At 62.4% G+C, this 14,051-nt stretch carries 16 protein-coding genes; 7 read left to right on the top strand and 9 right to left on the bottom strand.

Features of this window, described 5'->3' with window-relative positions; all coding sequences use genetic code 11:
- Positions 1-78: 78 nt before the first annotated feature.
- Entirely contained in the window at positions 79-561 is a 483-nt protein-coding gene (gene rssC, locus AC3RCM_RS18885; RefSeq protein ID WP_010953152.1) for an anti-sigma factor antagonist RssC, read from the bottom strand.
- Entirely contained in the window at positions 558-1,739 is a 1,182-nt protein-coding gene (rssB, locus tag AC3RCM_RS18890; RefSeq protein WP_010953151.1) for a two-component system response regulator RssB, read from the bottom strand. Before rssB ends, rssC begins: the two co-directional genes overlap by 4 nt.
- A gap of 270 nt (positions 1,740-2,009) precedes the next feature.
- On the opposite strand from rssB, the gene AC3RCM_RS18895 reads away from it, so the two are divergent.
- Positions 2,010-2,309, top strand: a complete 300-nt coding sequence (locus tag AC3RCM_RS18895; protein ID WP_014859666.1) for a PilZ domain-containing protein — start codon at positions 2,010-2,012, stop codon at positions 2,307-2,309.
- Between the two features lie 34 nt (positions 2,310-2,343).
- Here the strand turns inward: AC3RCM_RS18895 and AC3RCM_RS18900 are convergent, their stop codons facing one another.
- Entirely contained in the window at positions 2,344-3,051 is a 708-nt protein-coding gene (locus tag AC3RCM_RS18900; RefSeq protein ID WP_064491079.1) for an MlaA family lipoprotein, read from the bottom strand.
- A 201-nt stretch (positions 3,052-3,252) separates the two neighbouring features.
- Here AC3RCM_RS18900 and pcrP point away from each other — a divergent pair, with 201 nt between their 5' ends.
- Together pcrP and AC3RCM_RS18910 are read left to right on the top strand one after the other, a co-directional pair.
- Positions 3,253-3,816: an HAD superfamily inactivated hydrolase PcrP gene (gene pcrP / locus AC3RCM_RS18905; RefSeq protein ID WP_012053149.1), complete on the top strand. Its 564-nt coding sequence runs from the start codon at positions 3,253-3,255 to the stop codon at positions 3,814-3,816.
- Between the two features lie 122 nt (positions 3,817-3,938).
- Positions 3,939-4,202 carry a DUF4404 family protein gene (locus AC3RCM_RS18910; protein WP_104887300.1) on the top strand — a complete coding sequence of 88 codons (264 nt, stop codon included), beginning with the start codon at positions 3,939-3,941 and terminating at the stop codon, positions 4,200-4,202.
- A 33-nt stretch (positions 4,203-4,235) separates the two neighbouring features.
- Here AC3RCM_RS18910 and queF read toward each other — a convergent pair whose 3' ends face one another.
- Together queF and AC3RCM_RS18920 are read right to left on the bottom strand one after the other, a co-directional pair.
- Positions 4,236-5,066 (bottom strand): NADPH-dependent 7-cyano-7-deazaguanine reductase QueF, encoded by an 831-nt coding sequence (gene queF, locus AC3RCM_RS18915; RefSeq protein ID WP_064491081.1) that lies wholly within the window; start codon positions 5,064-5,066, stop codon positions 4,236-4,238.
- A gap of 68 nt (positions 5,067-5,134) precedes the next feature.
- Entirely contained in the window at positions 5,135-5,662 is a 528-nt protein-coding gene (locus AC3RCM_RS18920; protein WP_492629069.1) for a cupredoxin domain-containing protein, read from the bottom strand.
- Between the two features lie 200 nt (positions 5,663-5,862).
- On the opposite strand from AC3RCM_RS18920, the gene cinR reads away from it, so the two are divergent.
- Positions 5,863-6,543, top strand: coding sequence for a two-component system response regulator CinR (cinR, locus tag AC3RCM_RS18925; protein ID WP_064491083.1), 681 nt, complete (start codon positions 5,863-5,865; stop codon positions 6,541-6,543).
- Complete coding sequence (gene cinS / locus AC3RCM_RS18930) at positions 6,540-7,892, top strand: two-component system sensor histidine kinase CinS (protein ID WP_064491084.1); 1,353 nt, start codon at positions 6,540-6,542, stop codon at positions 7,890-7,892. Before cinR ends, cinS begins: the two co-directional genes overlap by 4 nt.
- A gap of 39 nt (positions 7,893-7,931) precedes the next feature.
- Here the strand turns inward: cinS and AC3RCM_RS18935 are convergent, their stop codons facing one another.
- From AC3RCM_RS18935 to AC3RCM_RS18945, 3 genes are read right to left on the bottom strand one after another with little or no spacing between them, the layout of a single operon-like run.
- Positions 7,932-9,173, bottom strand: coding sequence for a lipoprotein-releasing ABC transporter permease subunit (locus AC3RCM_RS18935; protein ID WP_026031816.1), 1,242 nt, complete (start codon positions 9,171-9,173; stop codon positions 7,932-7,934).
- A 60-nt stretch (positions 9,174-9,233) separates the two neighbouring features.
- Entirely contained in the window at positions 9,234-9,917 is a 684-nt protein-coding gene (gene lolD, locus AC3RCM_RS18940; protein WP_172830932.1) for a lipoprotein-releasing ABC transporter ATP-binding protein LolD, read from the bottom strand.
- Between the two features lie 7 nt (positions 9,918-9,924).
- Positions 9,925-11,175, bottom strand: a complete 1,251-nt coding sequence (locus AC3RCM_RS18945; RefSeq protein WP_010953141.1) for a lipoprotein-releasing ABC transporter permease subunit — start codon at positions 11,173-11,175, stop codon at positions 9,925-9,927.
- Between the two features lie 93 nt (positions 11,176-11,268).
- On the opposite strand from AC3RCM_RS18945, the gene AC3RCM_RS18950 reads away from it, so the two are divergent.
- Together AC3RCM_RS18950 and AC3RCM_RS18955 are read left to right on the top strand one after the other, a co-directional pair.
- On the top strand, positions 11,269-11,853 hold the full coding sequence (locus AC3RCM_RS18950; protein WP_064491085.1) for a PilZ domain-containing protein: 585 nt from the start codon (positions 11,269-11,271) through the stop codon (positions 11,851-11,853).
- A 31-nt stretch (positions 11,854-11,884) separates the two neighbouring features.
- Positions 11,885-12,601 carry a glycerophosphodiester phosphodiesterase gene (locus AC3RCM_RS18955; RefSeq protein ID WP_003248799.1) on the top strand — a complete coding sequence of 239 codons (717 nt, stop codon included), beginning with the start codon at positions 11,885-11,887 and terminating at the stop codon, positions 12,599-12,601.
- Positions 12,602-12,649: 48 nt separating this feature from the next.
- Here AC3RCM_RS18955 and sthA read toward each other — a convergent pair whose 3' ends face one another.
- Positions 12,650-14,044: a Si-specific NAD(P)(+) transhydrogenase gene (sthA, locus tag AC3RCM_RS18960; protein WP_010953139.1), complete on the bottom strand. Its 1,395-nt coding sequence runs from the start codon at positions 14,042-14,044 to the stop codon at positions 12,650-12,652.
- Positions 14,045-14,051: the final 7 nt, after the last annotated feature.

Here is a 14,051-nt window from a genome sequence, read left to right on the forward strand (position 1 = left end):
GCGGACACACATTGGTGTTTGGGCGCAGGCCGTCGTAGGAGCGGGTTTACCCGCGAAGAGGCCGGCACAGGCCAGAGATCAGCTCCGCTCCAGCGCATTGACCAGATCATGGAAGGCTTCGCGGTTGGAGTCATTCAGGCCCATGAGGATCTTGTGCGCCTCCAGCACCTTGGAGCGCACCACATCTTCATTCTGGTCCTGCGACGGCAAGTCGGTCAGGCAATCGGTGCAGGGTATCGGCCGATCGACGATGTTGAACACCTGATCGAAGCCCATCGACTGCAATAGCCGTGAAATGTCCGGATTGGTAGTCACCACCGTCGGCAGCAGGCCCACCTTCTGCCGCGACAGGATCGACAGCTTCGCCAGCAGGCCCAGCGTGGTGCTGTCGATACTCTCGGTTTCAGTCAGGTCGATGACAATCGCCGAGAAGTTCAGCGCAGTGAAAATTTTCTCGATCGTCGCATCCAGCGCCGAACACAGGGTCAGGCGCACTTCACCAACGAATTTCAGTACGAAGGTACCGCTCTGCTCGGCGAACTGAATTCTACCGGTACTCATTGAAGGTTCCTGCTCAACACCAATAGGGCGATATCATCCGGCATCTCCCCAAGCGTAGCCAATCCAAATCGTTGACGCAGCCCATCCAGACTGCCACCTGCTGCCTTGACGATCTCCGGCAAGGCGGCTTCTTTATCTTTGAGCGTATCACCCGGCAAAAGGTCCAGAATGCCATCGGACATCAGGCTGAGGCTGAACTGCGGGGGTAGCTCCACCACCAAGTCCTGGTAGGTGGCCTCATCGAACAACCCCACCGGCAGGCCGCGGCCTTCCAGGTAGCGGCAATGTTCGGGGGTGTACAGTACCGGCAACGGCAAATGGCCGCCGACAGCGTAGGTCAGCAGGCCGGACTCTTCGTCGATCACCCCGCCGACCATGGTGACGTGCTTGCCCAGCTTGCTGTTGATCAGACCGCGGTTGATGTGGCTGAGCACTTCAGACGGCTTGAACTCACGCATTCTGCTGCGCTTGAGCTCGAACATGAGGCGCGTGGTCATGAATTTCAACAGCACGGTGACAAAGGCCGACGACGCCCCATGCCCGGATACATCGGCGAGGTAGAAAGCAATGCGCCGCTCGTCCACGCGGAAATAATCGACAAAATCACCCGAAAGATACAACGACGGGATGATCTGGTGCTCGAAGGCGAACTCGCCGGCCACCCAGGGGCTTTCCGGCAACATGTTCATCTGCACCTGGCGACCGGCGGTCTGGTCCTCCTGCAACAGGTGCAGGCTGGCCTCCAGTTCGCGGTTGGCGGCTTCGAGCTTGTCGCGGTAGCGCTGGTTTTCCAGCACAAGGCGCGAGCGGTCGAGGGCGCGGCGCACCGAATGCTCGAGTACGGCCAGGTCTTCCAGCGGCTTGATGAGGTAGTCGGCGGCGCCCAGGCGCAACGCTTCCACCGCATCACTCATGACGCCGGCACCGGACACCACGATCACCGGCAACTGCGGCGCACGCTCGCTGACCTGACGGATCAGTTCGAGGCCGCCCATCTGCGGCATGCGCAGATCGCAGATCACGAGGTCGGGCTGGTGTTCTTCGAAGACCTGAAGCCCCTGCTGGCCATTACCGGCCTGGAGGACGCTGAAACCACTGTCTTCAAGATAGGCGGCGAGGCTGGCACGGACCACGTCGTCGTCATCGATGATCAGCAGCGTTGCACTGGTTTTCTGCATGTGGGCGAACGGCGCCGATTTAGGTTGGTGCAGCGGTGTCGGCAAGGCAGACGGCCAGCTACGGGAATTCTTTATGGTCACACTCTACTTGAGTTGTAGGACAAGAACACCTGCCCGGCAACTGTCAGAGGTACCTTGTAAGGCGCAGACGGTACTCCCATCCGGCAGGGGTTTCAAGCATGCTGGGGTCGACCTCGCCGCTCTTTACAGGGCAAATCACCGGGAGTTATAAGAAAGTCGACCAGCGCAACCCGACGGGAAGGATGCAGCATGCCCCACACGCCCTCCAGCCATAGCGAGAAACGCGACTTCATTCGCATGCGCATCGACACCGAGGTCAGCCTTTTGCACGAAGGCCAGGTGATTGCGGCGGTGTGCCTGGACCTGTCCAGCGGCGGCATGCAGGTGCAGGCGCCACAGCGCTTTCTGGTGGGTGATCAGATCGAGGTACGGATCGACTCCGACCATCCGGCGCTGAAGGGGCTGCATGCCAGCACCGAAGTGGTATGGATTGCCGACCAGCCGGGCGGGCAGCAGAAGTTCGGGCTGCGGATTCTGGCCATGCATTGAACTAGGGGCCGCTTTGCGGCCCCAGGTTCACAGATCAGAAGTCGTCTTCGACCTCGCCATCCTTCACCTTGAACTCGCGGTTTTGCAGGTAGGCATTGCGAATGAAGATGTACTTGTCACCCTGAATCAGCTTTTCGGCCGAGAGCAGGCTGGCGCGGGTGTCGATCAGGTCCAGCGCGAAGATCGAATTGCGCGTAGGCACGTGGTCGATGTAGCGATAGGGTTTGGTGTAGGTGTCCGGGTACTTGGCCACACCATCACGCACAGTGCTTGGGCCCAGCAGCGGGATGACCACATACGGCCCGCTCGGCACACCCCAGTAGCCCAGGGTCTGGCCAAAGTCCTCGTCGTTGCGCTGCAGACCCATCTTGGTACCCACATCGAAGAAGCCACCCAGGCCGAAGGTGGTGTTGACGATCAACCGCGCCGTATCCACGCCCGCCGCATGCGGCTTGAGCTGCAACACGTTGTTGGCCAGGTTGGTCACGTCCCCCAGGTTGCGAAAGATGTTGTGGATGCCATCTTCGAGGAACTGTGGAGTGACCGCCTGGTAGCCCTTGGCCAATGGTTTGAGGGCATAGGTGTCGAGGGTGTCGTTGAAGCGGAAGATCGGGCGGTTGACCGCTTCCCAGGGATCTTCCTCGGTGGCGGCCTGGGTGGCTGCCGCGGGCGCCAGCAGCATGCTGGCGCAGACACAGGCCTGGGTGACTCGTTCGATCACACTGGCACCGATCCTACGCATAGATGTTTCTCCATCGAATTTCTTGGCCGCAAGCGCAACACATCGCGCTGCTATCAAGGCGGCAGTATAGAGACTTGCGGGCTGATAAACAGCCTTACACATTTTTGCTCAATATTTTGTGAACAACTGTTGCGCAGCGGCCGATGTCACAGGACGGTAACAATCAACGCATAGCCTTCGAACCATTTGGGGGAAGTTGCCATGGACACTGCGCCCGCCTTCACTGCTGTACTGTTCGGCTTGCGCGGCTGCCTGGTGCAGGCTACCCATGGCGCGCCATCACCCGCCCCCGGCGCCCTGGCCACCCTTGCCAGCCTGCGTCAGCGCCAAGTGCCGTGCATCTGGCTGGATGACCTCAATACCGCGCAAAGCGAACGCCTGGCCCATGTACTGCCCGACTGGCTGCCAGGGCATGCGGTCAACGGCGTGCGCTGGCCGGCGCCGAACGCTTGCTGGCAGGCACTGATGGCGCTGGACAGCGAGCGCCTGGATGGCTGCGTATTGGTCAGCGGCGACCCGCGCCTGCTGCAGTCTGGCCTTAACGCCGGCTTGTGGACAGTAGGCCTGGCCGCCTGCAGCCCGTTATGCGACCGCACTTCTGCGCAATGGCAAGCCATGAGCCCGCAAGAGCAGGATCTGGCGCGCAGCAAGGCGACGCTGGCGCTGTTCAGCCTGGGCGTGCACTCGGTGATCGACCATCTGGAAGCGCTGGACACCTGCCTGGTGGACATCGCCCAGCGCCGGCGCAAGGGTGAAAAACCCTGATACAGCCGTCTTGACGCGGATCATGCAAATCGGCAGCAGGTAGATTACCCTGAAGACAGGCCAGAACCTTTGCCACGTCGCCGAGGTCCATGGCTTGCCAAGCCATTGATGGAGAATAGCCAATGCCTGCCCGCGAATTGCAAGAGCGCCTGAACAGCTTGCGCGAGCAACTGGACCGCAACGTACCGCTTTCGGAAGAAGAGCTGGCCGCCCTGCACGAAGAGGCGCGCCAGATCGAGGCGCAACTGAAACTTGAGGAAGCCACGCCAGACAACAATCTGGTGGACGGCGTGAACCTGGCGATCGAACGCTTCGAGGCCGAACACCCCGACCTCACAGCCACCCTGCGCAGCATTGCCAACTCGCTGCACAGCATGGGGATCTGAAATAGCGGGGGCCGCAAAGCGCCCCCCCCTGTATTACTGCCGGACCAGCCGTTTGTTATCCGGGCTGATCGGCCCGGTGCTGCGATACGGGTTGATGTCCAGCCCACCGCGGCGCACATAGCGCGCATAGACCGTCAGGTGCTCCGGCTGCAGCAGATTCTTCAGGTCCAGATAAATCCGTTCCACACACTGCTCATGGAAGTCGGCATGCTGGCGGAAGCTGATCAGATAGGTCAGCAGGCTGGCGTGGTCCAGCGCCCTGCCCTTGTACTCGACCACCACGCTGCCCCAATCCGGCTGGCCGGTGACCGGGCAATTGGACTTCAGCAGATGGCTATGTAGGGTTTCTTCCACCACCCGCTCCGGGTTGCAGCGCAACAGCTCTGGCTGCGGCTGCTCGTAGTTGCTGATGGCCACGTCCAGTGCATCGATGCACTGCCCCGGCAAAGCCACCACACCCTGGGCTTCAACCTCGGCCAAGGTGCGCACCTTCACCCCCACCGGCTTGCCGGCAGCGGCGGACAGGTCTTTTTCCAGGCAAGCCTGCAACGCGCCCAGCGAGGTGAACACTGTCTGGTTCAGCGAGTTGAGGTACAGCTTGAATGACTTGGACTCGATGATGTTTGGCGAATCAGCCGGGATGGCGAACTCGCCGATCGCTACCACCGGCTTGCCCGAAGGCAGCAGCCAGCTCAGCTCGAAGCAGTTCCAGTAATCCACCCCCTGCCAGGGCAAGGTCTGTGCAGTGACGCCCAGCTCGGCCCACTTGGCAGTGCGCGGGATCGGGAACAGCTGCTCCGGGGAGTAGGTGGCGATGTATTCGCTGGACTTGCCCAGCGGGGAATGTTCGGCAGCGGGATGCATGGAAACTGACCTAGAGGTTCGAAAATGCCCCTAGTCTACCGGTTTTGCACACCGCCTTGCAGGGCCAGTCACTCAATGGTCAATGTCCCGACCATACCCGCCTGGTAATGCCCCGGCACGTTGCAGGCAAACTCGATAGGCGCCGATTGGCGGAAGGTCCAGGTCAGTTCGGCGCGCTGGCCGGGCATGACCATCACAGTGTTGCCACCCCCGTGACCATGGCCGTCACCATGGTCCATCATTTGGCCGTGGTTCATCATCTTGCCGTGATCCATACCTTCGTGGTTCATCGCCTCGGTGAACATCTTGCCTTGCATGGCGACCATTTCCTTCTGGTGTTCGGCATGCATGGCCTTGTCGCCCAGGTTGAATTCGTGCGGCAGCCTGCCCTCGTTGACCAGCACGAAGCGCACCGTCTCGCCGGCTTTTACCAGCAGGCTTTTTGGCTCGAAGGCGATGTCCTTGAGCACCACGTTGACCGTACGGGTGGCCTTGGCCGCCGGGGCAGGCTCGCCAAAGGCGAAGGTCTGCGCCTGGCCAGCGAAAGCCGGCAGGCTGCCCAGGGCAAGGGTGGCGGCAATGAACAGGTGTTTCATGATGGCTCCGGGAATACACAGCAGGATGAAGCCACATTAGCCGGGGGCGACTGGCAGCTACCTGACAGGCACATTACAACTTTGTCAGCTTGGGCGAGCGGGCGCATCGTCACGTATCATTTCAGCCATCCCATTGCCCCTGTGCTAGCGGTAAAGCGGCGCCATAGGCTACGCACAATCTTTCAGAATATGGACAGCGCATGAAACTGCTGATCGTCGAAGACCAGGCCCGCACCGGCCAGTACCTGAGCCAAGGCCTGAGCGAGGCCGGCTTTGCCACCGAGCTGGCCACCGATGGCGAGACCGGCCAGTTCCTCGCCCTGACCGGCGACCACGACCTGCTGATCCTCGACGTGATGCTGCCCGGCCGCGACGGCTGGCAGATTCTTCAGGCCGTGCGCCAGGCTGGCCTGGATACGCCAGTGCTGTTCCTGACCGCCCGCGACGCCGTCGAGGATCGCGTGCATGGCCTGGAACTGGGCGCCGACGACTACCTGGTCAAGCCGTTCGCCTTTTCCGAACTGCTGGCCCGGGTACGCAGCCTGCTGCGCCGTGGCACCAGCCCGAGCCAGGACACGATCCTGAGCCTGGCTGACCTGCGCCTGGACCTGATCCGCCGCCGCGCCGAGCGCGCCGGGCTGCGCATCGACCTGACCGCCAAGGAATTCTCACTCCTTGAGCTGCTGCTGCGCCGCCAGGGTGAGGTACTGCCAAAATCGCTGATCGCCTCGCAGGTGTGGGACATGAACTTCGACAGCGACACCAATGTGATCGAAGTGGCCATCCGCCGCCTGCGCCTGAAGATCGACGACCCGCACCCCAACAAGCTGATCCACACTGTCCGCGGCATGGGTTACGTACTCGAAGAGCGCACCGATTGATGCGCCGGGTTTCCCTCGGCAGCCGCCTGGCCCTGCTGTTCGCCGCCTGCACCGCCACCGTCTCGCTGGGCGCCGGTCTGCTGTTCAGCCGGGCCAGCGAGCAGCACTTCGTCGAACTCGACCAACAACTGCTGGACTCGCGCCTGTCATTGTTTCGTACGCAACTGGCTGGTGTCAGCACGGCTGATGAGCTCCAGGCCCGCCTGCCTGCCCTGCACGATGAACTGAGTCACCAGGCCGACCTGGCCCTGCGTATCAGTGCCAGCAATGGCGCCACCTGGTTCGAAAGCCGCAGCGGGCTGCCGCATGCAGCGCAGGCCACCGGGCTGGCCACCCTGCATGCGCCAGGCATCGACTACCGCAGCCTGTCCGTGCCCCTGACACAGGGCGCCATGCAATCGCCGCGACTGACCCTGTACCTCGACATCACCCACCACCAGCACTTCCTGCAGGGCATGCAACGGCTGATCTGGCTGACGGTCGGCCTGTCGGCGCTAATCACCGCACTATTGGGTGCCTGGGCCGCCCGCAGCGGCCTGCGCCCATTGCGGCAGATGGGCCAGGTGGCCGCCAGCGTGTCAGCGCGCTCCCTCACCACCCGTCTGCCGGTGGCGCAGATGCCCGAAGAGTTGGCCGAGCTGGCCAGCAGCATGAACGCGATGCTGCAGCGCCTGGATGATGCCTTCCAGCGCCTGTCAGCGTTTTCCGCCGATATCGCCCACGAGTTACGTACGCCGCTGTCCAACCTGCTGACGCACACCCAGGTCACCCTCACCCGCCCACGCAGCCTCGAAGAATACCGAGAGGCGCTGCATGGCAACCTGGAAGAACTGCAATGGATGGCGCAGATGATCAACGACATGCTGTTTCTGGCCAAGGCCGACCATGGCCTGCTGGTACCAGGGGACGCGCCTTTGGCGCTGCATGACGAGGTGGATGCGCTGCTGGAGTACTACGCGCCTCTGGCAGAAGACAGCGACGTGCAGATGCTGCGCGAGGGTGAAGCCGTACTGCACGGTGACCGGCATATGCTGCGCCGGGCACTGTCCAACCTGCTGGACAACGCCATGCGCTTTACCCCGGCTGGAGGACAGATCAAGGTAACCCTGGGGCCGGGGCCGACGATCAACGTGGCCAATACCGGGCTGGCTATCGACCCGGCCGCGCTACCGCGGCTTTTCGACCGCTTCTACCGGGTGGACCCGGCTCGACGGGAAGGCAGCAGCGAGCATGCGGGGCTGGGCCTGGCGATTACCCGGTCGATCGTGCAGGCCCATGGCGGATGCATACGGGCGGAGTGCGAGGGTGGGTGGACCCGATTCGTGATCGAGTTCACTCAAGACCGGTGACCCTGGGGCGCTTTACGCCCCCAGGATCTCAGGCAGACATCAAACCGCCAGGCCAATCGCCGGCTGCACCTGCGACGCCCGGTAGGCCGGGTAAATGGTCGCCAGGAAACTCATCACCAGGCCGGCGGTGCAGATGATCGCCACATCTCCCCACTGCAACTGCGACGGCAAGCTGCTGACGAAGTACACATCCGAGGTAAAGATGTGCTGCCCGCTCACCCGCTCCAGCCAGCCGACGATCTGGCTGACATTGAACGCCGCAATCACGCCCAGTACGCCACCAATCAGCGTGCCGACAATGCCGATCAGGCTGCCCTGGACCATGAACGTGCCCATGATCTGCGCCGGCGTGGCGCCCAAGGTACGCAGGATGGCAATGTCCGGCCCCTTGTCGTTCACCACCATCACCAGGGTGGCGATGATATTGAACGCCGCGACCGCGATGATCATCATCAGCAACAGGCCGATCATGGTCTTTTCCATCTTCATGGCGCTGAACAGGCTGCCCTGGGTATGCGACCAGTCATCGGCCCGGTAGGCGTCACCAAGCCCGGCAGCAATTGCCTTGGACACCTGCGGAGCGGCATACAGGTCGTGCAGCTTCAGGCGCACACCTTGCACCTGGCCTGGCGCCCAGCGCTGCATCTCGGCTGCATCAGCAACATGGATATAGGCCTGCGACCCATCCAGCTCGGCGCCGACCTTGAAGATGCCAACCACGGTGAGGCGCTGCATGCGCGGGGTGATGCCACCCGGTTCCTTGCTGATTTCCGGCACGATCAAGGTCAGCTTGTCGCCGGTGTTCAGGCGGAAGCGGCGTGCGGTCAGCTCACCGATGACCACGCCGAATTCACCGGGCTGCAAGCCCTGCAGGCGGCCCTGGACGATGTGCTGGCCAACGATGGAAACCTTGCCCTCCTCGGCCGGGTCGATACCACCCACCTGGATCGGCTGCATGGCGCCCTTGTACGACAGCATGCCTTCCATCTCGGTAATCGGCGCCACCGCCATCACCGCCGGATTCTTCATGGCTGCGTCGGCCACCTTGTGCCAATCGTCCAGCGGCTGCACGCCCAGGATGGCGGCATGCGGTACCAGGCCGAGAATGCGCGAGCTCATTTCGCGCTGGAAGCCGTTCATTACCGACAGCACCACGATCATCGCCAGCACGCCCAGCGACAGGCCGATCATCGAAGTCATCGAAATGAACGAGATGAAGTGGTTGCGACGCTTGGCTCGGGTGTAGCGCGCGCCGATAAAGATGGGCAAGGGTCTGAACATGTACGAAATCACCCAATGGAAACAGGAAAACGGGGCAGCACCTGCCACCCCGGCAGTCGATCAGATGGCCACCAGGTGGCCATCGTCGAGCTTCAGCACACGGTCCATCTGCCGCGCCAGGTTGAGGTCGTGGGTGACCACCAGGAATGCCGTGCGCGAAGCGCTGGACAGCTCCTGCATCAGCTCCTGGATGCCTTGGGCGGTATGGTGGTCGAGGTTACCGGTTGGCTCGTCGAGCATCACCAGGCCGGGGCGGTTGACCAGCGCCCGGGCAATCGCCACGCGCTGGCGTTCGCCGCCGGAAAGCTCGGCCGGCTTGTGGTTCAAGCGGTGGCCCAGGCCTACCCGCTTGAGCAGCGCCTCGGCACGCTCCCGTGCCTCGGGGATGGGCGTCCGGCCGATCAGCAGCGGCATGCACACGTTCTCGATGGCGGTGAATTCCGGCAGCAGATGGTGGAACTGGTAGACAAAGCCCAACTCGCGGTTGCGTAGCAGGCCACGGGCACGCTCGCCCAATGCCGACAACTCTTCGCCAGCCAGCCACACGCTGCCCTGGGTCGGCCGGTCGAGGCCGCCCAGCAGGTTGAGCAAGGTACTCTTGCCCGAGCCGGAACTGCCAACGATGGCCACCCGCTCACCGGCCCGCAGTTCCAGGTTGAGCCCGGACAGCACCTGCACCGACTCCGGGCCCTCGTCGTAGGACTTGCCCAGGTTGCGGCAACTCAGAACGGCTTTATCACTCATGCGCGACTCACTCATAACGTAGCGCCTCTGCAGGCTGGGTGCGGGCCGCACGCCAGGCCGGATACAGGGTGGCGAAGAAACTCAGGACCAGTGCCGCTCCACAGACCATGTACACGTCCTGGGCCAGGATCTGCGACGGCAGGTAATCGATGAAGTACACGTCGGCGTTGAGGAACTTGTGGCCGATCAGTGTCTCGATGCCGGCGATCGCCGCGCTCACGTTCAGTGCCGCGAAGATCCCGACCACGGCGCCGATCAGCGTACCAATCACCCCGATCACCGTGCCCTGGACCATGAAGATGAGCATGATCTGCCCGGGCGTGGCGCCCAGGGTGCGCAGGATGGCGATGTCGCCGCGCTTGTCGTTGACCACCATCACCAGGGTGGAAATGATGTTGAACGCCGCTACCGCCACGATCAGCAGCAACAGCAGGCCGATCATGGCCTTTTCCATACGGATCGCCTGGTACAGGTTGCCGTGGGTACGGGTCCAGTCACGGCTATAGAATTCCTGGTCGCCCAGCTGCTGGGCGATGCTCCAGGCTACGCGCGGCGCCTGGAACAGGTCGTCGAACTTCAGGCGCAGGCCCTGGACCTGGTCGGGCTTCCAGCGGTGCAGGCGGGACAGGTCGCTGATGTTGGTCAGGCCCAGGTAGCCGTCGATCTCCCCCGCGCCAACGTGGAAGGTGCCAACCACGGTGAAGCGCTTCATGCGCGGGAACATGCCGGCGGGCGTCACGCTGACCTCGGGGGCGACGAAGGTGAGCTTGTCGCCGATGGCAACGCCCAGCTTGGCCGCCGCCTTGTCGCCGATCATGATGCCCCACTCGCCCGGCGCCAACTGGTCCAGGCGGCCTTGCAGGACGAAGTTGTCGATGATCGACACCTCGCGCTCGCGAGCGGGGTCGATGCCATTGAGCAGCACCTTCTGCACCTTGCCATCATGGGTCAGCAGGCCCTGCATCTGGGTGAACGGCGCAACCGCTACCACCTGCGGATTCTGCTTTACTTGTTGGGCAAGGGCCTGCCAGTCGGCAATGGGCTGGCCGCTCTCCAGCGTGGCATGAGGAATCATCCCCAACACGCGGGTGCGCATCTCATGGTCGAAACCGTTCATCACCGACAGCACCACGATCATTACCACCACGCCCAGGGCGAGGCCGATCATCGAGGTCAGGGAAATGAACGAGACGAAGTGATTGCGACGTTTGGCACGGGTATAACGCGTGCCGATGAATGCGAAAAGAGGTCTGAACATGTCGGGGCTTGTTCGGATGAAAGGGAACGTCCTTGTGGCGAGGCGCCTACGGCGGCTTTACACTCGGACCACCGCCGCTACCTTGGGTTCGCCATGACGACATTAGACGAAGAAGATCGCCGCGAATACTACCGCATCGAAGATCGGATCGCACTTCAAATAAGCCCCCTTAGCGCGGCCGAAGCCCTTGAACCAGATGTGTTGCAAGATGATTCGCCGCTGTTCAACCTGCTCAGCGAGCTGCACCTGGCCGACTTCGAGTCGCAACACCTGTTGCGCCAGTTAAGCGACAAGGACCGCACCCTCGCCGCGTTCCTGCGGGCACAGAACAAGCGCCTCGACTTGCTCAGCGCGGTGGTTGGGCAAACCCTGCTTGGCGAGGTCGGCGAACCACTGCCGGTGGTCATTTCCGAAGGCGGCGTCGAATCCGTCCACGCCACACAGATTGCCCCCGGTACCCGGGTGAAAGTGAAAATGGTGCTGATGCCGCGCGCCCACGGCCTGCTGCTGCGCGGCAAGGTTACCCATTGCGACCCTCGCCCGGAGGGCGGCTTCGAGGTCGGTACCGAGTTCATCGACATGACCGACGCCCAACGACAACTGCTGGCCCGATACATCCTGCAGCGCCAGCAACAACAACGGCGCCAGCAGCTGGAACTGAACGACCCCGCCTCCTGAGCCAATTTTTCCCTGATTTGAAGGAACGAACGTGACCCTGATCTACGGCCATCGCGGCGCCAAGGGCGAAGCACCCGAGAACACCCTGAAGAGCTTTCAGCAATGCCTGTCCCATGGCGTGACCCGCTGCGAGCTGGACCTGCACTTGTCATCCGACAACGAACTGATGGTCATCCACGACCCCACCCTCAAGCGCACCACGGGCCGGCGCGGCAAAGTGGTCGAGCACCCGGCCGCCGAACTGGTCAAGATCGATGCCCGCAAAGGCGGCCCGGGCCATGTGCAGCCCTGCCCGATCCCGAAACTGGAAGAGCTGTTCGAAAAATGCCCGTTCGAACACTGGCAACTGGAGGTGAAAAGCGCCTCGCGCACCCGCGCGGCCACCACCGTCCTGGCGATCCGTGAACTGGCCCAGCAATATGGCCTGCTGGACAAGGTGACCATCACCTCCAGTTCACGCGAAGTACTGGGCGCCGCCCTGGAACTGGTGCCAGACGTGAAGCGCGGGCTGGTGGCCGAATACGCCTGGCTTGACCCGCTGAAAGTGGCACAGAACTACGGCTGCGAACTGCTGGCATTGAACTGGACGCTGTGCACCCCCGAGCGCCTGCTCAAAGCACAGGGCCAGGGTTTGCATGTGTCGGTGTGGACGGTCAACGAGCCGGCACTGATGCGCCGGCTGGCTGACTTTGGTGTGGACAGCCTGATTACAGACTTTCCCGGTTTGGCCAAGACCACCCTCGGGTAGGGTTGAAATCGGTCTCTCCGACCGGCTCAGGCCACCGGTCGGAGCCGCTCAAAAAAGCCGGTTCAGGCCGTCATAGGCAGCTACCCGATAGGCTTCAGCCATGGTCGGGTAGTTGAACGTGGTGTTGACGAAGTACTTCAGGTTGTTCTGCTCACCTGGCTGGTTCATGATCGCCTGGCCAATGTGGACGATTTCCGAAGCCTGGTAGCCGAAGCAATGCACGCCGAGGATTTCCAGGGTTTCGCGGTGGAACAGGATCTTCAGCATGCCCTGCGGCTCGCCGGCGATCTGCGCACGCGCCATGCTCTTGAAGAAGGCCTTGCCCACTTCGTACGGCACCTTGGCCTGGGTCAGCTCCTGCTCGTTCTTGCCGATCGAGCTGATCTCGGGAATGGTGTAGATACCCGTCGGCACGTCGTTGACGAAGCGCCAGCTGCCGTTATCGACAATGCTGCCAGCGGCCGACCGGCCCTGGTCATGGGCGGCACTGGCCAGGCTTGGCCAGCCGATCACGTCGCCGGCACCGTAGATGTTCGGCACGGTGGTACGGTAGGCCTCGTCGACCTCGATCTGACCACGGCTGTTCACCTTGATGCCGATGTTTTCCAGGCCCAGCTTGTCAGTGTTGCCGGTACGGCCGTTGCACCACAGCAAGGCGTCGGCCTTGATCTTCTTGCCCGACTTGAGGTGCAGGATCACCCCGTTGTCCAGGCCTTCGACGCGCTCGTACTCTTCGTTGTGGCGCACGGTGATGTTGTTGTTGCTGAAGTGGTAGCTCAGCGCCTGGGAAATTTCCGAATCGAGGAAGCTCAGCAGCTGGCCACGGTTGTCAACCAGCTCGACCAATACGCCCAGGCCACTGAAGATCGAAGCGTATTCGCAACCGATCACGCCGGCGCCGTACACGATCAGCTTGCGCGGGGTATGGCTGAGGCTGAGGATGGTGTCGCTGTCGTACACGCGCGGGTGGTGGAAGTCGATGTCGGCCGGGCGGTAGGGGCGCGAGCCGGTCGCGATGATGATGTGCTTGGCGTTGAGCTTCTCGACCACGCCATTCGGGCACACCACTTCCACGGTTTGCTCGTCGGCAAAGCTGCCGGTGCCGACGAACACGTCGACGCGGTTACGGGCATAGTAGCCGGTGCGCGATGCGACCTGCTTGGCGATGACCTTCTCGGCGCTTTTCAGCACGTCCGGGAACGAGAACCAGCGCGGCTCGCCGATGGCACGAAACATCGGGTTGGTGTTGAACTGCATGATCTGCCGCACCGAGTGACGCAGTGCCTTGGACGGAATGGTACCCAAGTGGGTGCAGTTGCCACCGACCTGGCGACGGTCATCGACCATCGCTACCTTGCGCCCTGCTTTGGCGGCGTTCATTGCCGCGCCTTCACCGGCCGGGCCGGAACCCAGCACCACTACGTCGTAGTTGTAGACAGCCATGCGTACT

The organism is Pseudomonas sp. GW823-FHT05G12 (genome assembly GCF_058795575.1).

Excerpts from the sequence above, each read along its gene's own strand:
- rssC (WP_010953152.1), bottom strand. The coding sequence starts at position 561 with ATGAGTACCGGTAGAATTCAGTTCGCCGAGCAGAGCGGTACCTTCGTA.
- rssB (WP_010953151.1), bottom strand. The coding sequence starts at position 1,739 with ATGCAGAAAACCAGTGCAACGCTGCTGATCATCGATGACGACGACGTG.
- AC3RCM_RS18895 (WP_014859666.1), top strand. The coding sequence starts at position 2,010 with ATGCCCCACACGCCCTCCAGCCATAGCGAGAAACGCGACTTCATTCGC.
- AC3RCM_RS18900 (WP_064491079.1), bottom strand. The coding sequence starts at position 3,051 with ATGCGTAGGATCGGTGCCAGTGTGATCGAACGAGTCACCCAGGCCTGT.
- pcrP (WP_012053149.1), top strand. The coding sequence starts at position 3,253 with ATGGACACTGCGCCCGCCTTCACTGCTGTACTGTTCGGCTTGCGCGGC.
- AC3RCM_RS18910 (WP_104887300.1), top strand. The coding sequence starts at position 3,939 with ATGCCTGCCCGCGAATTGCAAGAGCGCCTGAACAGCTTGCGCGAGCAA.
- queF (WP_064491081.1), bottom strand. The coding sequence starts at position 5,066 with ATGCATCCCGCTGCCGAACATTCCCCGCTGGGCAAGTCCAGCGAATAC.
- AC3RCM_RS18920 (WP_492629069.1), bottom strand. The coding sequence starts at position 5,662 with ATGAAACACCTGTTCATTGCCGCCACCCTTGCCCTGGGCAGCCTGCCG.
- cinR (WP_064491083.1), top strand. The coding sequence starts at position 5,863 with ATGAAACTGCTGATCGTCGAAGACCAGGCCCGCACCGGCCAGTACCTG.
- AC3RCM_RS18935 (WP_026031816.1), bottom strand. The coding sequence starts at position 9,173 with ATGTTCAGACCCTTGCCCATCTTTATCGGCGCGCGCTACACCCGAGCC.
- lolD (WP_172830932.1), bottom strand. The coding sequence starts at position 9,917 with ATGAGTGATAAAGCCGTTCTGAGTTGCCGCAACCTGGGCAAGTCCTAC.
- AC3RCM_RS18945 (WP_010953141.1), bottom strand. The coding sequence starts at position 11,175 with ATGTTCAGACCTCTTTTCGCATTCATCGGCACGCGTTATACCCGTGCC.
- AC3RCM_RS18950 (WP_064491085.1), top strand. The coding sequence starts at position 11,269 with ATGACGACATTAGACGAAGAAGATCGCCGCGAATACTACCGCATCGAA.
- sthA (WP_010953139.1), bottom strand. The coding sequence starts at position 14,044 with ATGGCTGTCTACAACTACGACGTAGTGGTGCTGGGTTCCGGCCCGGCC.